Origin of the sequence: Nitrospira tepida, from assembly GCF_947241125.1 — a bacterium.
Lineage (GTDB): Bacteria > Nitrospirota > Nitrospiria > Nitrospirales > Nitrospiraceae > Nitrospira_G > Nitrospira_G tepida.
The window spans coordinates 953546-978395 of the sequence record NZ_OX365700.1 but is presented as its reverse complement, the minus strand read 5'-3'; the positions used below and the strand labels follow the sequence as shown (position 1 = coordinate 978395).

Annotated in this window: 25 protein-coding genes; 3 read left to right on the top strand and 22 right to left on the bottom strand. The window is 62.3% G+C overall.

What is annotated here, in order from left to right:
- Window positions 1-36: 36 nt before the first annotated feature.
- The 6 genes from QWI75_RS04625 to QWI75_RS04600 form a co-directional block, all read right to left on the bottom strand.
- Window positions 37-348 (bottom strand): energy transducer TonB, encoded by a 312-nt coding sequence (locus QWI75_RS04625; RefSeq protein ID WP_289267521.1) that lies wholly within the window; start codon window positions 346-348, stop codon window positions 37-39.
- Between the two features lie 857 nt (window positions 349-1205).
- Window positions 1206-2345 carry a HupE/UreJ family protein gene (locus tag QWI75_RS04620; protein WP_289267520.1) on the bottom strand — a complete coding sequence of 380 codons (1140 nt, stop codon included), beginning with the start codon at window positions 2343-2345 and terminating at the stop codon, window positions 1206-1208.
- Between the two features lie 3 nt (window positions 2346-2348).
- Window positions 2349-3539, bottom strand: a complete 1191-nt coding sequence (locus QWI75_RS04615) for a tetratricopeptide repeat protein (protein ID WP_289267519.1) — start codon at window positions 3537-3539, stop codon at window positions 2349-2351.
- Window positions 3540-3601: 62 nt separating this feature from the next.
- The gene (locus QWI75_RS04610) at window positions 3602-3841 is read right to left on the bottom strand and encodes a hypothetical protein (RefSeq protein ID WP_289267518.1); all 240 of its coding nucleotides are present in this window, start codon (window positions 3839-3841) and stop codon (window positions 3602-3604) included.
- A gap of 31 nt (window positions 3842-3872) precedes the next feature.
- Window positions 3873-5369 carry a DUF4331 domain-containing protein gene (locus QWI75_RS04605; protein WP_370693616.1) on the bottom strand — a complete coding sequence of 499 codons (1497 nt, stop codon included), beginning with the start codon at window positions 5367-5369 and terminating at the stop codon, window positions 3873-3875.
- 69 nt (window positions 5370-5438) lie between these two features.
- On the bottom strand, window positions 5439-6359 hold the full coding sequence (locus tag QWI75_RS04600) for a cytochrome P460 family protein (protein ID WP_289267516.1): 921 nt from the start codon (window positions 6357-6359) through the stop codon (window positions 5439-5441).
- A 297-nt stretch (window positions 6360-6656) separates the two neighbouring features.
- Between QWI75_RS04600 and QWI75_RS04595 the strand changes: the two genes are divergently transcribed.
- Entirely contained in the window at window positions 6657-7253 is a 597-nt protein-coding gene (locus tag QWI75_RS04595) for a sigma-70 family RNA polymerase sigma factor (protein WP_289267515.1), read from the top strand.
- Entirely contained in the window at window positions 7250-7939 is a 690-nt protein-coding gene (locus QWI75_RS04590; RefSeq protein ID WP_289267514.1) for a cupin domain-containing protein, read from the top strand. Before QWI75_RS04595 ends, QWI75_RS04590 begins: the two co-directional genes overlap by 4 nt.
- Here the strand turns inward: QWI75_RS04590 and QWI75_RS04585 are convergent.
- From QWI75_RS04585 to QWI75_RS04570, 4 genes are all read right to left on the bottom strand, one after another.
- Window positions 7902-8534 (bottom strand): hypothetical protein, encoded by a 633-nt coding sequence (locus tag QWI75_RS04585; protein ID WP_289267513.1) that lies wholly within the window; start codon window positions 8532-8534, stop codon window positions 7902-7904. The genes QWI75_RS04590 and QWI75_RS04585 overlap by 38 nt on opposite strands.
- Window positions 8535-9282: 748 nt before the next feature.
- A complete protein-coding gene (locus tag QWI75_RS04580) occupies window positions 9283-10704 on the bottom strand; it encodes a Do family serine endopeptidase (protein ID WP_289267512.1) in 1422 nt (473 codons plus the stop codon).
- Window positions 10705-10708: 4 nt separating this feature from the next.
- Complete coding sequence (locus QWI75_RS04575) at window positions 10709-13378, bottom strand: heavy metal translocating P-type ATPase (RefSeq protein ID WP_289267511.1); 2670 nt, start codon at window positions 13376-13378, stop codon at window positions 10709-10711.
- 109 nt (window positions 13379-13487) lie between these two features.
- On the bottom strand, window positions 13488-14147 hold the full coding sequence (locus QWI75_RS04570; protein WP_289267510.1) for a DsbA family protein: 660 nt from the start codon (window positions 14145-14147) through the stop codon (window positions 13488-13490).
- A gap of 89 nt (window positions 14148-14236) precedes the next feature.
- Between QWI75_RS04570 and QWI75_RS04565 the strand changes: the two genes are divergently transcribed.
- Window positions 14237-14773 (top strand): Slp family lipoprotein, encoded by a 537-nt coding sequence (locus QWI75_RS04565; RefSeq protein WP_289267509.1) that lies wholly within the window; start codon window positions 14237-14239, stop codon window positions 14771-14773.
- Between the two features lie 201 nt (window positions 14774-14974).
- Here the strand turns inward: QWI75_RS04565 and QWI75_RS04560 are convergent, their stop codons facing one another.
- From QWI75_RS04560 to QWI75_RS04505, 12 genes are all read right to left on the bottom strand, one after another.
- Complete coding sequence (locus QWI75_RS04560) at window positions 14975-16084, bottom strand: tetratricopeptide repeat protein (RefSeq protein WP_289267508.1); 1110 nt, start codon at window positions 16082-16084, stop codon at window positions 14975-14977.
- A 147-nt stretch (window positions 16085-16231) separates the two neighbouring features.
- Window positions 16232-16714, bottom strand: coding sequence for a hypothetical protein (locus QWI75_RS04555; RefSeq protein WP_289267507.1), 483 nt, complete (start codon window positions 16712-16714; stop codon window positions 16232-16234).
- 23 nt (window positions 16715-16737) lie between these two features.
- The gene (locus tag QWI75_RS04550; RefSeq protein WP_289267506.1) at window positions 16738-17082 is read right to left on the bottom strand and encodes a hypothetical protein; all 345 of its coding nucleotides are present in this window, start codon (window positions 17080-17082) and stop codon (window positions 16738-16740) included.
- 160 nt (window positions 17083-17242) lie between these two features.
- The gene (locus QWI75_RS04545) at window positions 17243-19432 is read right to left on the bottom strand and encodes a TonB-dependent receptor family protein (RefSeq protein WP_289267505.1); all 2190 of its coding nucleotides are present in this window, start codon (window positions 19430-19432) and stop codon (window positions 17243-17245) included.
- A gap of 160 nt (window positions 19433-19592) precedes the next feature.
- A complete protein-coding gene (locus tag QWI75_RS04540; protein WP_289267504.1) occupies window positions 19593-20972 on the bottom strand; it encodes an amidohydrolase family protein in 1380 nt (459 codons plus the stop codon).
- Between the two features lie 279 nt (window positions 20973-21251).
- Complete coding sequence (locus QWI75_RS04535; protein ID WP_289267503.1) at window positions 21252-21557, bottom strand: cation transporter; 306 nt, start codon at window positions 21555-21557, stop codon at window positions 21252-21254.
- The gene (locus QWI75_RS04530) at window positions 21554-21961 is read right to left on the bottom strand and encodes a hypothetical protein (RefSeq protein ID WP_289267502.1); all 408 of its coding nucleotides are present in this window, start codon (window positions 21959-21961) and stop codon (window positions 21554-21556) included. Before QWI75_RS04530 ends, QWI75_RS04535 begins: the two co-directional genes overlap by 4 nt.
- 276 nt (window positions 21962-22237) lie before the next feature.
- Window positions 22238-22789 (bottom strand): cytochrome P460 family protein, encoded by a 552-nt coding sequence (locus tag QWI75_RS04525; protein ID WP_289267501.1) that lies wholly within the window; start codon window positions 22787-22789, stop codon window positions 22238-22240.
- A gap of 59 nt (window positions 22790-22848) precedes the next feature.
- Window positions 22849-23154: a hypothetical protein gene (locus tag QWI75_RS04520; protein ID WP_289267500.1), complete on the bottom strand. Its 306-nt coding sequence runs from the start codon at window positions 23152-23154 to the stop codon at window positions 22849-22851.
- A 127-nt stretch (window positions 23155-23281) separates the two neighbouring features.
- Window positions 23282-23854: a cytochrome P460 family protein gene (locus tag QWI75_RS04515; RefSeq protein WP_289267499.1), complete on the bottom strand. Its 573-nt coding sequence runs from the start codon at window positions 23852-23854 to the stop codon at window positions 23282-23284.
- A gap of 252 nt (window positions 23855-24106) precedes the next feature.
- On the bottom strand, window positions 24107-24415 hold the full coding sequence (locus tag QWI75_RS04510; RefSeq protein ID WP_289267498.1) for a hypothetical protein: 309 nt from the start codon (window positions 24413-24415) through the stop codon (window positions 24107-24109).
- 173 nt (window positions 24416-24588) lie between these two features.
- Window positions 24589-24822, bottom strand: a complete 234-nt coding sequence (locus QWI75_RS04505; RefSeq protein ID WP_289267497.1) for a helix-turn-helix domain-containing protein — start codon at window positions 24820-24822, stop codon at window positions 24589-24591.
- Window positions 24823-24850: the final 28 nt, after the last annotated feature.

Here is a 24850-nt window from a genome sequence, read left to right as displayed (position 1 = left end):
GTGACACCGCGACTGTAACAAACCCTTCCCTCTCGGTCAATTGCGCAAGCTGTAGCTGACCGGCACCTTGACCGCCACCGCTTGCCGCTGCAAGGGCTCGCGCATCGTGATCGGACAGACCCGGCGCAGGAGGTCGATCGCATTGCGATCGAGCACCTCGTGCCCCGAACTTTGCACGACGGAGACGTCGAGCAGCTCGCCGGCCTCGCTGATGACCGCGCGAACGACCACACGTCCTTCGTATCGATTCAGCCTTGCTTCGATCGGGTATTGCTTCAGATCGAGAATCCGCCCTCGAATCGACTTCACCAGCCAGCCGTAATCCACGTCTCTGGTGGAACGTCCCACAAGCGCGTTCGAGCCGTTGGTTGAATTTACGAGAGGACGCGTTGGTTCGGATGCCAGGTTGGCCGCCGGCCGCAGGCCTTCGGAACCCGGCTCAGGCGATCCTGTTCCCTGCGGCGCAGGAACACGATCTCGGATTTCCTCTATGGCGCTTGCGTCATGGCGGACCATATCCGGCATGGAGGACGTTTGCTCCTCGGCCGTCTGGCGAAGAGACGCCGTCATCTCGGGCTGCCCGGATTCAGGAACGGTCGAGAGCGCCGGGACCGTTGGCTCGGATACGTCAGTCGAGGGTCCAGGAGAAGCCGGCTGGTCCTGCGCCGGTGATTCCGCGGTGACGGGTCTTACGACCGCAGTAGTTTCAGCTTCCGGCTTGGTTGAGACGGTCGAGTCTGTCGACTTTGGCTGCCGCACCTTATCGGCCATGGCCACCCTTCGCTCAGCCGGTGTCGCCCTGGCACCTTGTTCCACGCCCTCGGGTTGGCTCTCAGCACGCCGAGACACGAATGATGGCCGCGTGGTCTGGATTATCGGAGAGGGCAAATCCGGCGGTTCCGACGCGGGCTGAGCAGAAATGTGTGTGGTGGCGTCAGCCAGCGGCGATTGATCGGCATCGGCCGGTCCCCTCTTCTCCGAACCATCGGAGTCAACCAACAGGACCTGCCAGGCAACGACCTCCGGCCGTGGCAGAGTGGGAAACGCGCGTGGCCCGAGCATGACTGCAACCCCGATCACCAACAGATGAGCTGTCAGCGAGGCGCCCCAACTGTATGCGAAGGCCTTCCGCGACCGCCCTGTGTCCTCTCCGAACGAAAGCAGACCAGGCAGGCGCATCTTGAACCTCTTCATCCTCCGCGCCGTCAAAAATTCAGGATTTGCCAATCGAAGGCGCGCTCGACCAGCCAACAGAGGGCCAAGGCCGCGACCGCGCAGGAACCGGCGGCGACGACCCCGCGCCGATAGAGCCGCAAGCCGCGGAGGCCGTAGGCGATCGGGAGGAACAGGCCGACGATCAGCAGTTGTCCTGCTTCCACGCCGAGATTGAACCCGGCCAGCGCCGCCACAGTCGCGTTGGGCGGAAGGCCCAGATCGGCCAGGGCGCCGGCGAATCCGAACCCGTGCAACAGACCAAAGCCTAGGGCCACGACCCATCGACGTTCGGCCACGAGGGGCGCGATGTTGTTGAGAGCCGCCAGCACAACGGAGGCGGCGATCGCGGACTCGACCAGACGAGCAGGCAACCGAACCAGGTCCAACACGGCCAGACTCAGCGTGATCGAATGGGCCACCGTGAAGGCCGTGACGACGGCCGCGGTTTGAATCAGCGCCGGGCGAAAGGCCGGCACCGCTTCCCAGACCCCGCCGCGACGGCGCAACACGGACGGGAGGAGCAGGGCCATCAGAAACAGGAGATGATCGATCCCGCTCCAGATGTGATGCACTCCCTCATGCGCATACGACAGCAACGCGCCCCATGGACGACTGGCGCCGACCATCACGCTGTATTGCGGATGCTCGGGCGAAAATATGACGCTAGTGACGCCCTCACTGCTGATGATCTGGGCCAACCCGCGATGTTGAGGATCGAGATCGAACAAGAGATTGTAGTGGACTTCCATCCGAAGCGTTGGGTGCGGGCAATCGAGAGAAAACTTCAACACGGCATAAATTCCGTCCGTGTGCTGATCCAAGAGATCGGCCGTCGGCCGGCTGGCACAGACCACTTCTCCCATACTCACGGCAAGTCGAGGCAGAACGTAGTCGCGAATCACCGACAGGCGGAATCGCACCTCGCCCCAGGTCAATTGGCCGTCGTCGTCGGCATCCAGGCCGATCGCATAGTCCAGATCGCGCAGGGCGATATCCCAGCGGCCGTCGATGCGATCCGACTCGACCGAGAGCGTGAGATAACTGTCGCTGGGTTTGTGCGCGAGCGCCGGCAAGGCCGACGCGCAGATCCACAAGACCAGCACGACGATCTGAACGACAATCCGCCTCACGCGTTACCTCTTGATCCGGCGCATGAGGTCGTGCAGGCGCACGTCCTCCAGGTGATTGGCCTCGATCCAATCCATCACCGCGCGGGCGGCCGGTCGGTCTTTCGCAGCGACGGCCGCTTCCAGCAAGATTCTGGCGTCGGCCGGCTCCTTCTGGATCGCCCAATTCTCCCGGGCCACACGCACTGCTGCGGCGGCATCCTCCAACAACCGTAATGTGAAGCGGGCCTCTTCGCGCAGGTGAATGCGATCACCGCGGCGCCCGGCCGCCTCGAACCGCGCCCGCAAGGCCTCCCGATCCGCTGTCGCGTCGGGATGACCTGCCATCTGTTCCGCCAGAGCCAACCGGAGAAGCAGCGCATCGGCCTTACGCTCATGTCTGAGCAATTGGATGACTTCTTCCGCGCGGCCTCGGTCGAGCAGAAAATCTCCATAGGCCGCCAAGAGGTAGGAATCATGGAGGCCGATGCGCAGGGCCGCTCGGTAATGGCCTTCCGCCTCGGCCGCAGCTCCTCGTCGCTCAGCCATTTCGGCCAGCAACGTCGCCACCCATTGGCGTTCCGCAGGATTCATGACGCCTCCGCGGCGGGAAAGCCGATGAAGCAAGTCGTAACTGGGCTCCGCCTGGCCGGTGAGGCTTCCGACCGAGGCGAGGCAGGCGCCGGCCACGACCTCTCCGGCCAACCGAATCAACGGCGTACAGTGCCGTCGCGCCTGCCCATAGTCGCCTCGGACCTGATGGAGCAGCGCCGCCGTCAGCCAGCCCTGCGCGGACTGGGGTTTCCGGCTCAGGACCAGGTGAAGGTCCTCCAGCGCCTCGTCGAAGCGATGCAGGCTCTGCCGGATCGTCGCCCTCAACAGCAACGCCTCCGCAGGCGGCTGCTCCCGCCCCAGCCACGGAACGAGGACGGCTTCTGCATAGCCGAGGTATCGGGGGTCGGCTTCGCTCCGGCTCTGTTCGATGTAGCGCGCGGCCAGCCTGGTTGACGACTCAAGATCGCCCGGCTTCCGGGCGACCGCCTCCCGAAGCCGTCGCAATTCTTGCCAGGCTGGATCAAGGGGCCGCTCTCTGACCCGTTCCAACACTTGCTTGTCGTCCGATGGAAGAAACGGGGCGGCGCTGCCTGTCCATGGGACCAGGGGGATCAGGAGCAGCACCGCAACCGGGAACACCATCCTCGACACGAATCTCCGCATCTCTCGCCATCCTCTCCTGCGAGGGCGGAGGGGCCCATGGTCCTCCCCGCCCGTCCGATACGTCACAGTGCGGCCGGTTCGGCCTCCTCCGGCTGAGAGGGTGCAAGCCGGTCCACGTCGGCCGGCTCGGTATCCTCCGGCGACGTGGAGGCGATCTGAGACACCATCGCCGTGAACGAGTCCGATGACCCGCCGGTCGTTCCGCCAGCCTGGCCTCCGGGCACACCGCCGTCATCGCCGCTGCATCCGGCCAGAACCAACAGGCAGCCGACCGCCAAGCCTCTGAATGGGAGTCGAATCATGTTGTCCCCCTTTCGATTTATCAATGTCGGCCTACTGAATTGGCGCACCGGGGATGGGCGTCGTCAGATACGGGAATGTGTCGCCAAAGAACGAGGCGTTCACCAGGGCCCCGTCGGTGAGCGGCGCTTCGCCGGCGGGCGCCTGGCTCTGGTTGCCGAACAGGCCGGCGGAAATCAGCTTCCCCATGGCCACTCTCAACTCGATGTCGACCACATCATCGCCGGGACGACGCCCGTTCGGAAACCCCGCCAGGTCTCCCCCAATCACCCCCAGATTGTTCTGAGCGGCCTTCGGGGTGGGAGCGATGCCGGTATTGAGGCGCATCATTTCGGAGGCCACCACGTTGGCCGGCTGGTTGAGATTGCCGGTCGCCGGGGTGTTGATCCCGGTCAGAAACGCCGCGACCAGATCCGCCCTTGGAAAGAGCGTCGGGGCCGGCGCGCTTGGAAACAGGGCCTGAATCAGGAACGGAAAGGAGGGATTGGTGACGTAATCGGCAAACTGCGCGTCATCCTCCGGCTTGGAACCGTTGAACCGGTTCTTGTCCTTGAGCCCGATCACGATTTCATTGACGAGCGGCATCGCAAGCCGGGAGACCTGCGTCCAGGCCCCGCCCTCCAACGCCGGACGGTCGAAGGTGGCGGCAGGCCGCAGCAGGCGCGCTTGCCGCAGGCTCGCCGTCGTCCAGCCGCCGATGACCTTCTCGCTCCCGTTCGTCACACAGGCGATCGGGACTTCCAAAACCAACGAGGTGATGTTCGCATCGTCGATGATGTTGCGCCGGCCGTCTGGCGGGCCAAGCGGATTCAGATTGACCAGATCGAAGATCTCGCCCAGGTTCACGACAAAGGATTCCTTCCTTTGCCCGACGAACACTTTGCCGGGCGTCCCGCAGCCGGGTATCGTGATGGTGTGGATGAAGCTGTTCGCGTAGTGGTCATAGTTCGGGATGGACTTGCTGCCGATGTTGTCGAGCGGCTTGCTGAAGGTCGTCGAGCCGGTGCCGGCGTTGACGACCGGCTGCCGGTTCCCGGTCCGACGATTCCCCCTTACGAGGTCGATGGTGTAGGTCTCGATAATGTTCTGGGCCTGCATGTTGCCGGAGGAGATCGGCCCGATATTGATCAACGGCACCGAGATGTTCTTGGTCTGACCGCTCGGCCCGACCGGCACGGACAAGTCTTGCAGGCTGTTCTTGAACCGGAATTGAAAGGTCAGGTCTTCCCTCGCGTCGCCATTGTTGTCGATGTGGATCTCGTAGAGCGCTTCCGGGTCCAATTGAAAGTAGTTGGGTCCCCCATACGGGGCCTGTAGGGGCAGGTAGTTGGCGATGAGCGTCACATAATCCTGCCGGCCCGGCTCATAGCTCCGGAACATGTAGAAATCCGTTCCGTCCACCTTCGGCAGTTCGGTAATGAACGGCGCTTCGCGGTGGCTCGATGCCATGGCGACGCCCGCCGCAAGAGCGACCATCCCGATGCATAGGGCGGCGCCGCGCAGGGCCGTCCGCCATGCTCTGTTCTCCATCTGATCCCAGTGACGGCTGCTGATGTGTCTCATGACAGGCTTCTCCTTCCGTGGCGTTCGGCCGGCCGATCACATGGCCGACCGCTGTTGGAAATACTCGTCGTACTTGTGGACGAAATCTTTCTGAGCCTGCGGCTGGTGACAGGCGCGGCATTTCCCGAAATTCTCCATGAGCTTCTTCCCGTCCGGTCCGTAGGCGGCATAGAGCCATAATCCGTTCTTGAGATGCTCCGGTTGATCTTGTCCCCAACCTTCGTTCTTCCCCATCACGAAGACCTTCGCGAGATCCGCCTTGATCAACCTGCCGTCCGGGTCCTTGACCGGTTGGTCTCCGTCCATCTTGGCCTTGTAGATCTCCATCACCATGACGGTGCCGTTGGGGAACGGCTCTCCCTGTCTGGTCCTCGATCCCGTGGGATTGATGTAGAGTTCCCGCACCTGCTTCACGTCCAGCTTCTGGACGAAGGACAGGAACTTGGGCCAGGATTGGTAACCCATCGGCAAGGCCAGATCCCCATCCTTCGGTCCCATGGCCGAGGAGGAGACGATGTCCCCCTTCATGGGACCGAGCGCGCCGAGCAGTTCCTTTTTCTCGCGGTCGCCGACCTTGTACTTGTTGAGGCTGGCCACCAGATCCTCGACCAGGGCATCGAATTCCCCGCCGGTGATCTGCATCCCGGCATGGGCGGTCTTCATGTCGCGCCCGCGGTACTTGCACGGTCCGCCGGACGCTTCGCAGATTTGATCGACCAACATGGTTTTGAGGCGAGGGATGTTCGCGTTGGCAAATTTCCCGTTGATCCGGTTGTCAGCCGCCACGCGGCCGACAAAATCGTCCACCACCGCCGTAATCGCCGGCTTGCCTCCCAACCGTTCGTAGAGCGATGCGTCCGCCATCCTCCCGCCCGGCGATGACTCCATCGTGTTGCAGCCTGCGGTGGCGATCCCCAGCAGCCCGATGACCATCCACATGGCGAATCCCGTCTTCATGGTTGCTCCCTCCTGTTGATGGATTGAATTGCGCGAGTGAAACGCTCCGATTCCCCGGTGCGCTCGGCCGGCTCTCGTTCGCCTCTACGGGAGATGCGGGGTGTTTGGATTTCACATTTCAAATTTCGAATTTCAAATTTTAAATTTCGGATGGTAAGGGCGGCCGGTTGAAGGGAACGGCTCCCGGTGCTACCCTTTGGGTCCCGCCCTACGGGATTCTCTGGCAGGACGGAATGGGGATCAGCGATGAATCCAATAGTTCCTCTCACCTCGTAGAGATGGGAGGAGAGCAGACGGATGGTCGGCGTGCTGGCTGAGCAATCGGCGCAAGAGCGGGAATGGCTCGACCTCATCGCCAGGACGGCGCAGGGCGACCAGACTGCGTTCGGCAGGCTCTACGATCAATCCAGCCCGCAGGTCTATGGACTGATCCTGCGCATGGTCGAAAACACCCACACGGCCGAAGAGGTCATGTTGGACGTCTTCACGCAGGTCTGGAAGCAGGCCCATACCTATGATCGCCAACGCGGCACAGTGGCCGGCTGGCTCATGACCCTCGCCCGCACCCGCGCGATCGACCGTATCAGGGCCGGACGCACCGAGCGCGCCCTGCATGCCTCGATGGAGGAAGCCGAGTGGCTTCCATCGGATCAGGCGACGCCCGAGGCGCAGTCCGCCGAAGGGCAACAGCGAAGGATTGTGCAACAGGCGCTGGAGGCCCTATCCGCGGAACAGCGGCAGCCGATTCTCATGGCCTACTTCGGCGGGTACAGTCAGAGCGAGATCGCGGAACGGCTCGGCATTCCTCTTGGAACCATCAAAACGCGCATGCGATTGGGCATGATCAAATTGCGCGATCTTCTCGCTCCCCATGGAGAAGGACTCGTGTCATGACACCAGCGCGACCGGATGATCGACAGGACCAGGCCCCGTTGCATGCGCTGAACGCTCTCGACGGGCAGGAGCAGATTGAATTCGAGCGGCTTCTCGAGGATGAAGGGGCCGACGCGCAAGCGGCCAGGGCCGAAGTGGCGGAGTTCCGGCAGACGGCCGCCCGTTTGGCAGCCTTGGCGCCGCCTGTCCCGCCTCCGGCTGATCTCAAAGCCAAGCTGATGGCCCGCATCGAAACCGAACCGCAGCGGCCGGCCTCCGCCGGAGCCGAGTTCACCTTCATCAGGGCCTCGGAAGGGACCTGGCTGGAAGTCTCGGCCGGCATGAAGATGAAGGTGCTTTACAATGACCCGGTCACGCGGCGGACAACGGCGCTGGTCCGGTTCGCTCCGGGCTATCGGCATGCCCCGCACAGGCATGCGGCGGTGGAAGAACTGTTCGTGCTGGAGGGTGGCTGTGTTTGCGAAGGACAGGCGCTGTTCCCCGGCGATTATCACCGGTCGGCGGCCGGCAGCCGGCACCATGAAACGTCCACCGATGACGGATGCCTCCTGCTCATTACCTTCTCGCCGTTCAACGAAACGCTTGGAACGACGCCTTCCCGCCTGTACTCCGCGGCTGCGTCCCTGGTCTTCAACCTCGCCTCCTTCTTCACCAGGCTGTCGCGGTTCTTCTCGCGCCGAACCTAGCAGTCCCGTTTTCCGAAGACCGCCACGGATTGCGCGGCTGGGCTTTTTGGCCAACGGAGGACAATTTTTCCAGCAACTCTTCGAACCTCGTCGGATCATAGCCCATCATAAAGGCCACGACCGAGAACAGGCCAGCCAGGCGGATGAATTGGTCCATGGTCGGGTTTTCAAATGGATTCGAGATCACCAGGAAGATGCCCGAGATAATGGCGAGATAGACCACGAATCCCCGCATCATCGACACGATCGGGGACTCTCCCATGAATCTGATCCGCCGCTCCAGTCGCGAAGCCCGCGCCGCATCTCCGCCGGCTTGAGCCTGCTGCATCTCGTGCTGCAAGAGATTGCGATCGTTCAGCACGCTGGCGCACCCGCCCAGAAAACCGGCCAGCACGCTGAGCAACGCCACGTTGGTCGGGGTGAACAGCAGCGCCGCCAACAGCACATGCTCGGCCGACACCGGCTGGTTGGCCTTCAACGCACCCTCGATCGCCTTCCGATAGGGTTTCGAATCCAGCAGCAGGCCGGCGGCAAATAACGACAGCCAGACCATCATGCCCAGAACCCCGAGCCCCGTCGCCAATCGTTTATTCATGAGCCTCTCCTTACGCCGGAACTTCAGCACGAATCATGTGTCTCCGTCGGAATGAATAGGAGGCAAGTTGGGTACCGGTTCGCCCGCGCCACCGGCCAAACCATGGATTAAGCCCCCAGAGCCGCAGCTCCGACTGTCTTCGGAATATCGGGCTCCGGATGAACGACCATGCCGTATCCGAAGAGATACAGGAGGTATCGAATCGGATACGAGGATCGAGGTGAGGCGTTCCCTACTCGCTCCGGATCGGACCGCAAGCATCGTCCTCGCCAGGCCCGCAGAACCGACGCCATTTTCCATTTGCTCTCGTCAAGCCGGACCGACTACGATAGCCACCTCCTCGCCCCTCACGATGCGACTCCGCATGGACCGGCAGACGATCACGCGCCGCCCAACCAGCCCGCTGTTCCGAGACCGAAGCCGAAACCGGCATCCAGCATGCCCGCCGCCGCTCACCTAACTCCCTCTCCACGTCGAATCACCCATCCCGTGGTTCACATCGGCATGATGCCGCCCGCAGAATCACTCGACCTCGTTCCTCTGCCCATGGCGCTCGATCGCGCGTGACCGGCGCCCAGGAATCCTGGGGCGTCAAGGTCACCGGCAAGAACCGGCTCGAGCATGCGGCGAGCGCGCGTGGAACGCTTCACGCAAGGGATCGGATGCGCAGGGGGAATCCGCTGCCTGCCGGGCCGTAATGAAGGGAAGCGCGTGAGCGCAAGCCGCCGGCCCGTGCCGGCCCTCGACCCTATTCGCTCTGGATCGGGACGTAGAGCACCGTCCCCTGCCGGTTGATGAGGAGGAGGGTCAAGTCGGTGGGGCGAATCGGCTCGACGACCTGTTGGTAGGAGGCCAGATTGGGCACCGGCTGGCGATTGACTTCGAGGATGATGTCGCCCGGCTGCATGCCGGAGGCTTCGGCGAGACTGCCCTCTTCGAGGTCGGTCACGACGATTCCCGAGTTGCTCGGCACCCCCATTTGCTTGGCCATCATCGGAGTCAGTTCATCGACCATGAGCCCGGCCAGGGGATGGGTGCGCTGGCTTTCCAAGTCCGGCGGCTCGGTCCTCCTCGCCCGCTCCCGCGGCGCTTCCTGCACCACCAACTCCGCATGGAACAAGCGCCCGTCGCGCACGATCTCGACCTTGTGCCGGCTGCCGATCGGCGCCGCCGCGATCAGGTTGCGCAGGTGCCCGCCGTCGAGAATCTCCCGGCCGTCGAACCGCACCACGACGTCTCCGCGACGGAGGCCCGCCCGTTCCGCCGACCCCTTGGCCTGCAAGTCCGTAATGATGGCGCCCTTCACGTCCGGAAGCTTGAACACTTTGCTGAGCAGCGGGGTCACATCTTGCGTCGAGGCGCCCAGAAATCCCCGCACCACCCGCCCCGTCTTCAGCAGGCTTTGCATGACCGCCCGCGCCATGTTGCTCGGCACGGCAAATCCGACCCCGACGCTCCCGCCGGTGGGGCTGGCGATGGCGGTGTTGATCCCGACCAGCTCGCCCCAGATGTTCACCAGCGCGCCGCCCGAATTACCCGGGTTGATCGGCGCATCCGTCTGGATGAAGTCTTCGTAATCCGCCACCCCGACATCGGCGCGGCCGACCGCGCTGACGATGCCGAACGTCACGGTCCGGCTCAACCCCAGCGGGTTCCCGATGGCCAACACGAAATCCCCGACCGACAACTTGCTCGAATCTCCCCAGGGAATGGTCGGAAGATTGGAGGCCTGGATCTTCACGACGGCCACGTCCGTCCTCGGATCGGTGGCCACGACCCGGCCTTTGAACTGGCGGCGGTCGGTCAACAGCACTTCCACATCGACCGCATCGGCCACCACATGGTTATTCGTGATAATGTACCCGTCCGACGACACGATGACGCCTGAGCCTTGCCCATATTGCCGGCGGAGCGGCGGCTGGTCGCGGAACAGACCGAAGGGCAGGTTCTCGTCGCTCAGGGCTTGATCCGGCACGAACACGGTGGAGGCAATGCTGACGACGGCGGGCGTGACCTTCGAGGCGGTTGTTTTGATCTGGGTTTGCAGGTCGCTCGCGGAGGCGAGGCCGTTGCTCCGTTCGGCCGCCGGAACTTCGGAACTCTGCCCCCCGGCGGCAAGCAGACACAGGAGGATCAGCGCAGCCCGCCGGTGTCGCATCCTGTTTCGCATCTATTTAAAGAGGGATCCGCCGCAACCGGAGCGCATTGCCGATGACCGACACCGAACTGAAGGTCATGGCCGCGCTGGCGAGCATGGGACTCAGCAATTGTCCCCAGACTGGATAGAGGACCCCGGCCGCGATCGGGACGCCGATCGTATTATATAGGAAGGCGAACACCAGATTCTGGCGGATGTTCCGCATGGTCGCCCGGCTCAGCCGCCGGGCCCGCACAAGCCCGCGAAGGTCCCCCTTGATCAAAGTCATGCCCGCGCTCTCCATGGCCACGGCGGTGCCGGTTCCCATCGCGATCCCGACATCGGCCTGAGCCAGCGCCGGCGCGTCGTTGACGCCGTCCCCGGCCATGGCCACGATCCGCCCTTCCGACTGCAACTGCTTGACGATGGCGCCCTTGTGATCAGGGAGCACCTCCGCGCGCACCTCCGTGATCCCCAGCCGGGCGGCAACAGCCTGGGCGGTGGTGCGATTGTCGCCGGTCACCATGATCAATCGCAACCCGTCTTCCTTGAGCAGGCGAACGGCTTCGGGCGTCGTTTCCTTAATCGGGTCCGCCACGCCGATCAATCCCGCTGCCTGGCCCTCCACCGAGACAAACACGACCGTTTGTCCGTCCTGCCGCAACCGTTCTCCCTCCCCCGCCAAGGCCTGCAACTCCGCCGCCGGCACCCCCATGTCGTCCTTGAGGAACGAAACCGTGCCGACCGCCACCTGTTTGCCCTCGACGGCCCCCTTGACCCCCTTGCCCATGACCGCTTGGAACTGTTTCGCCGCGTTGCGCTTCACTCCCTGCTCATCCGCCGCCGCCACAATCGCCGAAGCCAACGGATGTTCGCTGGCCTGCTCCAGGCTGGCCACGAGCTTGAGCAATTCCTGCTGATCCCAGGGAGGGACGAACCGGAAACTTTTCAGCCTCGGCCTTCCCTCGGTCAAGGTGCCGGTCTTGTCGAAAATCAGCGTATCAACTTTCTCCAACCGCTCCAACGCCTCCGCATGTTTGACCAGGACGCCGGCAGTCGCCCCCCGGCCCGTCCCGACCATGATGGACATGGGCGTGGCCAACCCCAGCGCGCAGGGACAGGCAATGATCAACACCGCCACCGCGTTCAGCAGCGCATAAGCCATGCGGGGTTCCGGCCCCCAGGCCCACCAGGCGAGGCCGGCCAGTACAGCGACCGCCACGACCGCCGGGACGAAGTAGCCTGAGACCACATCGGCCAATCGTTGAATCGGCGCCCGGCTCCGCTGCGCCTCGCTGACCATCGCCACGATGCGGGCGAGCAGCGTCTCCGAGCCGACTCGTTCGGCCTTCATCACGAAGGAGCCGGTCCCATTGAGCGTACCGGCCGTCACCCGTGAGCCGGCCGCCTTCTCCACCGGCAGCGATTCCCCGGTCAGCATCGATTCATCGACCGCGCTGCTTCCCTCGATGACAACGCCGTCCACGGGAACGTGCTCGCCGGGCCTCACACGCAGCCGGTCGCCCGGATGGACCAGGTCCAGCGAGACGTCCTCTTCCTCCTGCCCGCTGCCGCGGAGACGGTGGGCGATGGAGGGAGCCAGTTGCAACAGCGAACGGATGGCGCTGCTGGTTTGACTGCGGGCGCGCAGTTCGAGGACCTGTCCCAGGAGGACCAGGACGGTGATCACGGCCGCCGCCTCAAAATAGACCGCGACCGCGCCATCGGCATGCTTGAACGAGGCCGGCAACCAGTCGGGGACCAGCGTCGCGACGACGCTATAGAAGTAGGCCGCGCCCGTCCCCATCGCGATCAGGGTGAACATGTTGAAATGGCGCGACGTGAGCGAATGCCAGCCCCGTTCGAAAAACGGCCAGCCTCCCCACAGGACCACCGGCGTGGCGAGGATGAACTCCAGCCAGTTGAGCTGCGTCCGGGAGGCGATCCGCTGCAAGGGTTGCCCGGGAATCATGTCCGACATCGCCGTGACCAACACGATGCAGGCCAACGGGAGGCAGAGCCAGAATCGCCGGCTCATCAGCCTCAGCTCGGGATTGTCCTCTTGCTGTGTGGTGACCGTCCTGGCCTCCAGCGCCATCCCGCAGATCGGGCAGGAGCCCGGCTCTGCCTGCCGCACCTCCGGATGCATCGGGCAGACGTACTCCGTGCCGGTCAACGGCTGCACGGTCGCCGGTTCGAGCGCCATCCCGCACTTCGGGCAGGGGGCCGGCGTTTTGGACTCGACCTCCGGACACATCGGACAGACATAGCGTGACGCGGTTCCCGTCGCCGGAGCGGCGGGCTTGGCCCGCTCCGGGTGGAGGTAACGGTCGGGATCGGCCTGAAACCGGTCGCGGCAGCCGGTGCAGCAAAAATAATACGTCGTCCCTTCGTGCAGGAAAGTGGCGGCCGCCGAGGCCTGCACGACCGTCATCCCGCAGACCGGGTCCTTCGCCGTGGGACCGGTCGGAGAAGAAGGGGATTCGACCATGACAAGCCCCTTCTTGGAGGGGCGCGGCATCATCAGGGGCGCCGGTGCAGTCGAGGAGGACCCGGCGGAGGAAGCGTTGGCGTAGCGAGCGGGATCCGCCTGAAAGGTGTGCAGGCAGTGCTGGCTGCAAAAATAGTAGGTCGTGCCCTCGTGGACCTGTTGGCCGGCCGCCCTGGCCGGATCAACCGTCATGCCGCAGATGGGATCGCGCGCCATAGTCCTCGTGCAGCGTGAAAAGTGATCAGGAAGCGGCAGCGTGCCGCGGCCTCCTCGCTCCTTACTCCTTGCTACTTACTCCTCACTCCTTACTCCTCACTCTTTCTTCTCACTTCTTCTTCGCATCCTGGTCGAGAATGCTCTGAATGACGAGCTTCACGTTCTCAGGATTGATGTCGGTGACTTTGATGTTCCCGTCAAGCAACAACGTGGGCGTCTGCTGCAAATTGATGCGCTCGCCCCACCGCTTTCCCTCTTCGAGCGCCTTGATGGGTTTGCCGCTCTCCAAGCCCTGCTCGAAGGCCACGGGGTCCAGCCCGACTTCCTTGATCAGCACGGCGCGGAGCGACTTATCCAGGAACTTGACCTTGTCGGTGTGGATGGTTCGGAAGAGGACTTTCTTCATTTCCTCGCCCTTCCCCATCGTCTTGGCCTGCTCATACATCTCGAACGGGGTCGGCAACATCTGCCGGAAGACGGGGAATCCCACCATCGTCGCTTCCAACTTATCGCCGAACTCCTTTTTCAGGACCGGCAGCCCGGCCTCCTCAAAGTGATGGCAATGGGGACAGTAGAAATCGGCGAACTCGACCAGCTTCACCTTGCCCTTCACGTGCGTGGAGGGCTCATTGAGCAGCTCGTACTTGCCTTTCAACTCCGCCTTGTCGGCCTTCTCCAGCGCGGCGACTGCCGGTCCGGCGGAAACGGACCACAGACCGGCCAGCCATGCCAGCGCGACTACCTTCCAGATCTGTCCACCACGATTCACAGGGCTCTCCTTTCTTTTCCGGATCTTCTCCGGACACGTGCTTCATTATAGTCGATGAACCGGGGCCATGCCCTTGCTATAATCCCAGCATGACTCGCTGGCTGCTGATCGCCGCCCTGCCTGCGTGGCTCGTCGCCGCTGGCTGTACGAAATCTCCTTCGAGTTTGGAGATCACGCAGACGGAGCAGATCGACCGGAGCGTCGCCTTTCCCCAGCTCATCGAGGCGCCCGAAAATTATCGCGGGCGGGTCGTCATGTTCGGCGGGGAAGTGCTTGCCGCCAAGCGTCTCAAGACAGGAACCAGGGTCGAGGTCTTGCAGCTTCCCCTGGAAGACAATCAGGAACCTGCGACGGATCGCATGGCGACACAAGGCCGGTTCTTCGCGATGGAAACGAAGCCGATGGACCCGGCGGCGCTGCCGCCCGGCGCGCGCGTGACCGTCGTCGGGGAAGTCACTGGCAGCGCCACGCTCCCGCTCGACGAGATCGACTATGTCTATCCCATCCTCACCATCAAACAGCTCCACGTCTGGAGCCCGCCTACTGAAACCCGGTACCTCTACCGGCCGGTCTACCCTGGCTATTACTATTTTTGGGGACCCTATGGTCGCTATCCCTGGTGGTAGCAGGCGCTAGCCCGCATTATTCATGAACGCTTCTGCTGCAATCGCGGATTCGCCGCTGCGACAGAGCCTGACGGCGGGCGTGCTCGCCGCTCAGTCCCTCGACGTACTGTTTCAAGTACGCCTTGGTTCTTCGCGGCTGTGCTTGCCCGTCTCGCCTGGCGACTGCGCGATTTCGCCACGAATCGTCATGAATAATGCGGGCTAGTGCCCGAGGATGCGCTCCACCCGATCATCCCGTCCCCCCAATTCGCGATATTTTCGATATTGCGCGAGGGCCCTGACCATGTCCTTGCGGTGCAGTTCCAAAAACACGCCGAAGTTGTAGTGGGCCTCGGCCAGGTCGGGGTTGAAGCTCACCGCCGCCTCATATTCCCGCTCCGCTTCGTCGAGACGGTTGAGACTCGTGTAGGCCAAGCCGAGATTCATATGGGCGTCGGCATGTTCCGGCTTCAGCCTGATGATGTCGGACAGTTCCTTGGCCGCCTCCGCCGTCTGTCCCTGGCTCCGCAGGATGAAGGCTAGGTTGTATCTCGCGTCGATGAATCCCGGCTTGGCTTGAATGGCCTGCCGATAGGCGTAGGCCGCCTCCACCAGATCGTTGTTCCTTTCGGCGAGGCGGCCTTTGAGGTACCACCCATCGGCATGCTTCGGGCGGGCTCTCAACAGCCGGTCCAGGTACAGCTTGGCGCCGGCCGCGTCGCCGGCGGCATCCGCAAGGCCGGCCAGCCGATAGAGGGCTTCCGGGTGGTCTCGATCAACGGCGAGGAGGGCCCGATAGGTCTTGACCGCCTGCTCGACCGCGGGCCGGCGCTCGTAGAGCCGGCCGAGTTCCAAATAGGCCTGCTCATGTTTGGGCGCCAACTCAATGACCCGGATCAACCCCTGCTCGGCCTCGCGCGTCTGGCCGTCCTGCAAAGCCAAGATGGCCAACTCATATTGCGCCTCGACATGTTTGGGGGAAGCCACCAGCGCCCGGCGGAACGCATCCGCCGCCTCCTGCCGCTGCCGCTTTCCCGTGAGCAGCGCGAGCCCCAGTTGGTAATGGGCCTCCGCAAATCGAGGGTCCGCCTCCGTCGCCCTGGTGAAGGCCTCGATCGCGCCATCGATCTGACGTTCTTTTACGAGTTGCAGCCCATGGTCATAGGCTCGCCTCGCGCTTTCGGACGGAGCGGCCTCAGCGACCAACGGAAGCACGACGACAAGCGCCTGCACCCACCCGATGGTTAAAAGTCTACTGGCTTTATCGGCCCACCGAGCCGGAACTTTCCTGCCCCCGGCCCGCAGGCACACTGGCGGCCACCGAAGTTTCACGAGCCTCCCCCCCATATTCGTGTGACTATAATGGCGGGGTACCGCGAAATCAATGCAGAGGCGGATCGAGAGAAGACAAAACGACAAGCCCTGTGACCTGATTGTCAGGTCACAGGGCTTCTCTCGCACGGAACCGAATCCAGCCCTTTACTTCATCACCATCAATTGTCCTCCCAACACGCTCTTATCAGTGAGCGAATGGTATCGCAGCACACTACCAGCCGTGACATAGGTCAGGTCGCTGGTCGGGATGCCGATGTACTTCGTCTCGCCCGGCTTGAGCGTCAATTTGACGTTCAAGGTCGTGGGGGCCGAAATGTTTTCCTCGGCGGACAATCCGAATGTCTGCTCCGCCTTCGTGGCATTGGTCACTTTCAGCAGCACCGGCGTCCCGGCGCGTCCGACCATATTGAGCACGGCTACGGGCGGATACCAGACGCTCTTGCCCCCCACGCCTTCCAGCGCCTGAAGCTCCAGATCGACCGGCAGCTCCTTGAAGGATTGGCCCACGACGGACCCGCTTTCCAGATCGCCGATCTCCACGCCGCCGGATTGCAATGCGAACACGGCCGGGCTCCCCGCGAACACTTCCACTATGACCATGATTACGACCATCAAAGGCCGATACATACCGACTACCTCCTTGTAAAAGGTTAAAGTGATGAAGCCGGATGATTGCCCGAAGCCACACAGGGCGGAAGGTCCGTCCCTTCCAGGATCTGTCCACCTATAATGAGGTCCCCGGCGACGAGAAACAGAACCTTGAGCCGCTTATGATGGTCCAAAAACTTTCCCACGGCGACGGCCGTCACCTCCCGTGAGCCATTGTCGAACGCTCGATCCTCCTCAATGAGGACATCATACGAATCGAATCCTTCGAACTCTTTATTGAAGGCCTGTGCGCGCAGCAGCGTGCGCAAGGCCGTATCATTCCCGGCCCACGCCGGAGCGGACCCGCAGAGCACCCACATCAGCATCGCCCACCACACCGTGCGCATGAGTATCCTCCTAATCTCGCGCAGTCCTTATAGGCTCAATGCCTCCCACTGTCTACCCACACCCGCCAATCCTTGCCCATCGTTGCACCAACTCAATCTTGCCCGGTGATTGTCTTCTGTTGCGCCTGAACTCGTCGCCCTTCGTCGAGGCCTCCTGTGCCTAGAATTTGTATTCGAGCCCGGCATACCCGCTGATCCCCTGTGCCACGTTTGCATATCGGAACAACGGATCATTGACCGTAACGGCACCGGCGTAGGTTTTGTCTGTCAAGTTTCGTGCCTCGGCATAGAGGGTCAGGTGAGGCGTGATATTCCAGCCAGACTTCAAATGGAGTACGAAGTACGAGGGATTTTTCACAGTGTTCAGATAGTTCACGTAGAACCCGCTCGGGACCCACTCGAAGTTCGGCGCCACCCACCAGCCTTTCGGATGATCGTAACGGACTTCGTAGGCCAGACTGTGCTCCGGCGCCCCGGCAATGCGATTCCCACTCCTGGCGATCAGAACATTGGGTCCTCCCGTCGTCGTGGCCCCGTACACGTCGTCGGTAAATTTGAACAGAGACCAGGTATAGGCCGCCCGCATGGTGACCTGATCCGCCTCTTGCCCAGGTCCGTTCGCCCACAACCCCCTCGCCACGACGACGGCGCCGCCGGCTTCCACTCCGGTATGTCTCGTCGCGTTGGCGTTGCGGAACGTATTGTTGTTGTTGATCAGGTTCGTAATGATCTCCTTCTGCATTTCCAAATCGTAGGCCGTGATGTCCCAGAAGTACCGTCCATTGGCGGCCTTGCCGCGATGTCCGATCTCAAACTGCCAGGCCCGCTGGGCGTCAAGATTCAGGAAACCCGTATTGGGGCTGCCGTCGGGGTTATTGGCCGACGTCAACTCGACATTGAGCGGCGCCTCGTAGGCGCGGCTCGCGTTGAAATAGAGTTGCGCGTGCGACGACGTCCGGTACACGAACCCGAGCTTGGGATTGATGGCGTCAAAATGTTGAAGCGGTTGTTGCGTGTTGGTGAGGACGGACGGGATGCTGGGATCGAATGGATTGCCGGCCGGCCCGAAGTTCTGGATATTGGCCTGCCGGCCGCTGTAGTCCCACCGGCCGCCAAGGACGATGGTCAGCGCCTCGGTGGCGTCGAACTGATCCTCCGCGTACGCGCCGAAGTAGGTCGTGCGAATGTGCGCATTCTGCGTCATCGCGCCGTTGTTGCCGTTGATGTTCACGAGACGCCATTGATGTTGATCGCCGTAACGAGGCTGAACGCCTACGACGAAGACGTTCGGCCGGCCGAAGAGGTGATTCGCGTTCCGGTATCGGACCTCACCGCCGACGTTGTTATTGTCCTGCTTGATCGTCTGAAAGATCGGATGGTCGAGATACTGGTAAGAATAGTAGGGAATGATTTCCAAGAATTGATTCGCGGCGAATTCGTTCCGATAGGCCATGCCGATCCGCTGGAGATTGTAATACCGCCCCCAGTTACAGGTCTGGTTGTTCTGAACGCAGGCGAAGAAGGGCGGCGGCAGGGGTGGAGTCGTTTGTCCTCCGGCCTGCCGTCGATCGGCGAACAATTGGGCCGTGGTGAGCGCTCCGGGCAGCCGTTCGGCCACGTTCGCCTGAAGAAAATACGTGCGCATTTCCTGATGGGATCCCAACTGGAGGCCGATATTGGCGTTGACCCGCTCCCGCGATTGCTGGCTGTTGCTTTGAAACCCGTCTTGGTGGTTGGCGCTCACGCTGACGTAGTAATCCATCGTGGCGTCCATGTGGCCCACCTTGAATGGCTGCGTCACCTTGCCGCTTGAGACCTGTCCGCTCACCATGCCGAAGCTGCCGCCGATGAACCGCATCTGCAACTGGGAGGCGCTGTAGCCGGTCCGCGGCACGAAGTTGATCGCGCCACCAATCGCATTGGCCCCGTAGCGCAGGGCGTTGGCGCCCTTGTAGACCTCGATCCGTTCGTAGGCCAGCAAGTCGATCGACTCGAAATCCGAGAACCCGTCGGCGTCGCCGAAGAAGATCCCGTTGATCAGGATATTGATCCCGCGATGGTGAAAATTGTTTCGGAGTGAAGTGCCCCGGATCTGAAACTGTCCTTCGTCCGCGCCGAACCTGGACTGGAAGCGCACTCCCGGAGCAAATTGCAGCACGTCCTGCAAATTCAGCGCGCGCGACTCCGTAATCTGCTTTTCTTCGATCAGGATATTGCTGGCCGGCCTTCGCGCAAACTCCTTCTTGACGTCGTTCACGTTCTCGATCCGTTGTCCTCTCACCTCCACAGGCGCCACCTCGACCAGCGGCGCCTCCTCGCTGGCGCTCCAGACCTCAGACGGGAACGACATACAGACGCACGTCACGGCGGCAGCCAGCAACGCCCATCGGCACCCTCGACCTAATGCACCGTTCATCATCAACGCATCCTCTCATCTGACTTAAACCGGTTCGGGTGATGGAGCGCCCGAACCACAGGATCGGCCGTAGAGACGGGCACCGTTTCTCCCCTCACGGCGGTGCCGGGAGCAGCCGGCCCTGTTTGACTCGAAGGCGGATCGCCTGCACGGCCTCGAATTCGTCGAGCGGATTGCCGGCCAGGGCGAGGAAGCTGGCCTCATACCCTTCTGCGAACCGGCCGATCTTGCGCTCGGGGAAAATAGCGGCCGGCGTGGCTTCGCACCACATCTTGAGCAACGTGAGGTTATCGAAGAGGTGGAAGGTACGAAGATGAGTGACCTCGGCAAGGGAGGTGTCGGCATGGTCGCTCCCAATGGCCAATCGCACACCATGCCGACGCAGCAACGCGAGGTTCTCGCCCTGCACCTTCCGCGCGTCATGGCGAAGTGCGGGGGCATCTCCATGGCGCTCGCCGTCCCCTAAGTCGTGGTCGCCGCCAGGATGATCATCGTGCAGATGCGACGTCGCGGCCGCGGGCATGGCTTTTCCGGCGACCGTGGTAGTCACAATGATCACCTCTCGTTCCGCAGCTAACCTCGCGTCGTCCTCGGTCAGGCGGGCAAGCTCGACATCGCGCGCGTTCCGCACGAGCCAACCGGGCAGATGGGCGATTTCATCCGCCCCCGCTTGAACGGCCAGGCGGAAATCGGCCGCTGTTTCGACATGGACGGTCACTCGCTTTCCGGACGCATGCGCTTTGGCGACGACCACGGGTAGGAGCGTGGGATTCAGGCCCCTCCGGACTCCCGTCGTTGCGCCGAGCCTCTCGGTCCCGGCATCCTCCGAATGCACCAGGTAGGCTTTGATGAAATCAGGCTCGCCGTTGAGCACGATTGCCCACTTGTCCTCCACCTCCTGCCTCGTGTCCATCTCGACATAGGCCCGATTCCGGAACCATCCCCGTTCCAGCGGGCCGACGACCGGTTCATAGCGACCGGCTCGGAGGACATCCTCGTACAAGGTGCCGGGATGGCCTCCGGTTCCCGTGAGGCCCGCGTGTGCGAAGGTCACATCGATGGTGGAGGATCGATTGACCTTGCTCCTGATCTTCACGGCGAATTCCCGGACGTTGTTGGGAATCTTGACGTAATAGATGCCATCCCTCAGGTATCGAGCGACGACGGAGTCGAGGTTCCCTTCGCCTTCGACGTTGTGATTATGCGCTTCACCGAACGGAGGAACGATGAAGGCGCCAGCCAGATCGACGGTCTCAACGGCGCCCGCCGGAGGCCTCTGCGTCAATCGCCCCTCGACCGCATACCAGATCGTGCGTTGAAAGCTTGCCCCGTCAAACCACTGCCCATTAATGAAGGCGTAGGCCTGCGGCGGGGGGGCATCCGCCAACCCAGCCAGGGTCTGAGAGGGAAGGAAGTTTCGATCATCTAGGGCGGCGCAGATCAGGAAGACGACCAGAACGGAAACCTGTTTCACAGAGACTCTCCCGAGCTAAAGCGCAGTGATGACACGAAGCCGAGACATGACATCGTTGCGACGAGGCGGCGACCCAGAGTCGCGCCATGCACACGCCGCGTGGTGTGGCGGGGAGCGGCCTGTGATCCGCTCCCCAATCCGAACCTCGTGTGGAGGTAGGTCAGACCGACACACGAGCTTCGGATGCCACGTTCATTCCATCGCACACTTCAAAAGTTCGATCCGCATGTACGCCGAACGCCTCGAACGGCGCAGCCGCGGTCACGCCGACCTGCGCGATCATTTCATGATCTGCGCGGTACAATGCCACCTCTGTCCCTTGACTTGATTCACGGCGTGGACGATCTGCTCCGGTTTGGCCTTGCTCGCGTCGACGGTGACCACGGCATGCCCTTTCATACTCTTGAGATCCACCGCTTTCACCCCCACAACCTTCTTGACCGCTTCTTCGACCTCATCGAGGTAGGCATCACAGAACTCTCCTCCGAGCATCAGCATCACCTTGTTCTCCGCTCCATACACCGGCGCAAGGAACCATTCCGCACAGATCATGATCACCAGGAAACTACTCAATCGTTCTCTCATCGGATCACCTCCACGAGACGAACGGGCGCATCGGCCCGCCCGTCAGGATCGACATGGGCTGAACAGAACCACCCCAGCGACAACGCCCGCTCCACGGCGCTGGCCAGCTCCGCCTCCGTGCCGCTGCGGCTCTCGTAAGACAGGCGAAGGGTTCCATGGTCGTTCAGAAACTCGATGCGGCGCACGCTCCAGATCCCTTCCAAGGCCGCTTCCACGTCACGCCGTTGGTATTCGCAAAACCGCCCGACGATCTGCACAATAAGCTCTCCGTCAGCGGGCGACTCCACACGGTCCGGCGTCACGCCCGGAGTTGAATCCGCGGACGCCCATGTGATGGGACAAGCGGCAAGCATCATCGCCGCCAGCGCAATTCGAGCACGATCAATCAGAAATCCAGGCTTCACACCGCACCTTCACATCGCCCCAAGAAAATAGGGAGGAAAGGACGCTGGGGATCGGCGTCCCTTCCTCGCGTAAGTCCAAGCCAAGGTGGCCGTCCAAAGTCTCGGACTTACGACCCACGCACTGGTCCACAGTCTGCAGGCTGCCGCTGTTGATCCGTGAAGGGACGAATGGTGGGGGGGCAGCCTGGGAGCCGCCCCCCTGGCCGAAGCTCGTGTGGAGGTAGGACATCGAGGAACACGAGCCTCGGATCCGGCCACTCAATCGCCTTTTAGGCCTCAATGGGATGAATACGCCCGTTGCGCGCAGAATTCGTCGTAGCGATGGACAAAATCCTTCTGGGCCAACGGCGCATGACAGGCCCGGCATTTCGTAAAATCCTCGGCCAACGCCTTGCCGCCAGGCCCGTATGCCGCATAGACCCAGGCGCCGTTCTTGAGATGGTCCGGATGGCCCTGTCCCCACCCCTCGTTCTTGCCCATGACAAAAATCCTTGCCAGTTCCCCCTTCACGAGTTTGCCGTCCGACCCCTTCGCCAGAGCTCCTCCGTCAGCCTTCGCTTTGTAGAGTTCCATGACCATCATCGTACCGTTGGGAAAGGCTGAGACGGGACAGGCCCTGGCCCCAACCGGGTTGACATAGAGTTCACGCACCTGTTTGGCATCCTCACGCTGGACTTCGGTTAAGAACTTGGGCCAACTCCGGTACTCGCCCGGCAAGGCCAACTCGCCGTCCTTGGGAGCGCTGTCTGCGTGAACGATCAGGTGCCAACCTACTCCCAGCAACCCAAACCCCACACACGCCGCTGCGACCGTGATCGTGGCCTTCATCACCTGGGCCTCCCTTATCAATCGTAGGATGACAACGACTACCGTGCCTCTTGTTCGGTCTATCGAGGGGGCTTCTTCGCAGGGGTCTGTTCTGCGGCCTGCTCCGCATGCTTGATCGCTTCCTCCGCGTGCTTGATCGCTTCCTTTGCATGCGCCAGGGACTCCTTCGCATGAGGATCACCGCCGACCTTGACCGACTCCTCCAGATGCGCGATCGCTTCCTTCACATGGACGATCCCCTCCTTGGCGTGATTCACACCCTCCTGAGCGTGGGGGCCGGTCCCTCCCGCCCACACCATGGCGGCCAACAGGATTCCCACTGCAGCCGTTGCCCCGACAATCCTTCTCGTCGTCTTTCGCATCATGTCCTCCCCTGTGATTGAACCGCCCCTCCCGCCGACACAACTTGACGATTGTCTGCAGGACAGGCGATCCCTCTAACCGGTCATCCATGCCTGAAGGACCCCGGTGCACGTTCATCTTCGGGTCGGGCTAATCGGTGACCGGAGCCGCACACGCCCGGCACAACGACCATCCGGTGCCAAGGGGTCGGCCCTCCCCGTCATAGTTGGCATGAAGCCAGACCTCTGCGTCATCCGCGCCGGTTCCTGAATTCAGAACGCTGGCGCATTTCGTCATGATGAACAGAACATCACTCCTCATTCCCTGAGAGTCCGGCGCGTCACGACAACTGTCCTGACCTAACCGAAAGGTTTCGACCACAAAGGTACTGCCCGCCGGGAATGGCTGGGAGCCCGACGTGGACGCGGCCTTGGGGTTGAGATAAAACCGAACGCTCCGATGGAACCCCCCGCCCCCCAGTTTGGACGACAGCACCGGCCAGGATCGGTAGTCGGGCGGAATACGAAGTTGATTTCCCTCCAATGGTTGAGGGTTGTCGGCGGTCACCTTCAGCGCAATGGCCAGCAAGCGGATGACCGGCATCGCGAGATGCGATTGCGGCTTGACAATCCGTTCCTCTGTGGTCGTCGACGTGTGCCGATTGATCTGGTCTCCGGCAGGCCGGTGAAGAGTTGTGCTCTCTTTATTTGTGCCGATGAACATCACATCACCTCTCACATCCTTCAGGTTGATTTGTCACGGCAGAGGAGCGCCGAAGGGCCGGGGTGGGGGAGGCAGTCAACCAGCCCACCCCGGATGATGTCCGGACGGAGGTGCGGTCCGCTCGGACATGTCTCGGTTTCGCCTTCTGCGAAAATCCGGGATGTTTAGAACTGATGACACCGGTTTGGAGCGCAGGGCCGTCCTCCGGATACCGGCTTCGGCATCGTCGGACGTCCGACTCTCCACAACCTGCTAGGCGGAGAGTGGCGGAGCCCGGCTGGGACAGCCGGTTGGATCGATCGACGGAAGAGGAGAGGGAGGAGGCAGCAAAGTCAGGAGAATCAAGGGACGGAATACGGCGACCGTTTCGACATCTCCGCCTTGCTCATCCGAAGCCGCCTGGCAAGCCCAGGCACAGAGGAGCGAGTGTGGAGCATGGCTTCCGTGATGATCATGCGCGGAGGCCGGAAGCTGCCCCATCGAACAGATAGCCGCGAGCATGAGGAGGCCGGCATAGGTCGCTGCCAGAAGGCCGGCCGTCAGCGTCTGAGGTCGGAGCATGCCTGTCATCATGAACTCATCACAAGACCAATGTTGTATACGCTGTTCGCCTCAGTCGGTCTACCGACGGCTGCTCACGCCCGCTACACAATCGGCGACATATTGGTCCCAGCCGGGGCCGATCCCAATATGGAGTCCATCATCGTCTGCAAGATGCGCCCTTGCATGGCCGTTCAGGATGGCCGGACCGGACGGGGGCTCCGTCTCTCAACGGTTGCGCTCTCGTCCCACCGATCAAGCCGGTTTTGATCGATCAGTTGAACCACCGATTCTTTCAGGACTCTCAGACTGCCTTTGCCGATCTTCGTCCCCTTTAGCTTGCCTTCCTCCACCCAGCGGTAGATCGTCCAACGGCTGACACTCAGCGCCTCCGCCGCCTCGTTGACTCGCAGGAGAATCTTGCCCATACCGCACCTCCGTGAACTATGCCGTCAT

Bases quoted from the DNA above. Each gene is read 5' to 3' on its own strand.
- QWI75_RS04615 (WP_289267519.1), bottom strand. From the start codon at position 3,539: ATGCGGAGATTCGTGTCGAGGATGGTGTTCCCGGTTGCGGTGCTGCTC.
- QWI75_RS04610 (WP_289267518.1), bottom strand. From the start codon at position 3,841: ATGATTCGACTCCCATTCAGAGGCTTGGCGGTCGGCTGCCTGTTGGTT.
- QWI75_RS04605 (WP_370693616.1), bottom strand. From the start codon at position 5,369: ATGGAGAACAGAGCATGGCGGACGGCCCTGCGCGGCGCCGCCCTATGC.
- QWI75_RS04600 (WP_289267516.1), bottom strand. From the start codon at position 6,359: ATGAAGACGGGATTCGCCATGTGGATGGTCATCGGGCTGCTGGGGATC.
- QWI75_RS04595 (WP_289267515.1), top strand. From the start codon at position 6,657: ATGGTCGGCGTGCTGGCTGAGCAATCGGCGCAAGAGCGGGAATGGCTC.
- QWI75_RS04590 (WP_289267514.1), top strand. From the start codon at position 7,250: ATGACACCAGCGCGACCGGATGATCGACAGGACCAGGCCCCGTTGCAT.
- QWI75_RS04585 (WP_289267513.1), bottom strand. From the start codon at position 8,534: ATGAATAAACGATTGGCGACGGGGCTCGGGGTTCTGGGCATGATGGTC.
- QWI75_RS04580 (WP_289267512.1), bottom strand. From the start codon at position 10,704: ATGCGAAACAGGATGCGACACCGGCGGGCTGCGCTGATCCTCCTGTGT.
- QWI75_RS04575 (WP_289267511.1), bottom strand. From the start codon at position 13,378: ATGGCGCGCGATCCCATCTGCGGCATGACGGTTGATCCGGCCAGGGCG.
- QWI75_RS04565 (WP_289267509.1), top strand. From the start codon at position 14,237: ATGACTCGCTGGCTGCTGATCGCCGCCCTGCCTGCGTGGCTCGTCGCC.
- QWI75_RS04555 (WP_289267507.1), bottom strand. From the start codon at position 16,714: ATGTATCGGCCTTTGATGGTCGTAATCATGGTCATAGTGGAAGTGTTC.
- QWI75_RS04550 (WP_289267506.1), bottom strand. From the start codon at position 17,082: ATGCGCACGGTGTGGTGGGCGATGCTGATGTGGGTGCTCTGCGGGTCC.
- QWI75_RS04545 (WP_289267505.1), bottom strand. From the start codon at position 19,432: ATGTCGTTCCCGTCTGAGGTCTGGAGCGCCAGCGAGGAGGCGCCGCTG.
- QWI75_RS04535 (WP_289267503.1), bottom strand. From the start codon at position 21,557: ATGAGAGAACGATTGAGTAGTTTCCTGGTGATCATGATCTGTGCGGAA.
- QWI75_RS04525 (WP_289267501.1), bottom strand. From the start codon at position 22,789: ATGAAGGCCACGATCACGGTCGCAGCGGCGTGTGTGGGGTTTGGGTTG.
- QWI75_RS04520 (WP_289267500.1), bottom strand. From the start codon at position 23,154: ATGATGCGAAAGACGACGAGAAGGATTGTCGGGGCAACGGCTGCAGTG.
- QWI75_RS04515 (WP_289267499.1), bottom strand. From the start codon at position 23,854: ATGTTCATCGGCACAAATAAAGAGAGCACAACTCTTCACCGGCCTGCC.
- QWI75_RS04510 (WP_289267498.1), bottom strand. From the start codon at position 24,415: ATGCTCCGACCTCAGACGCTGACGGCCGGCCTTCTGGCAGCGACCTAT.
- QWI75_RS04505 (WP_289267497.1), bottom strand. From the start codon at position 24,822: ATGGGCAAGATTCTCCTGCGAGTCAACGAGGCGGCGGAGGCGCTGAGT.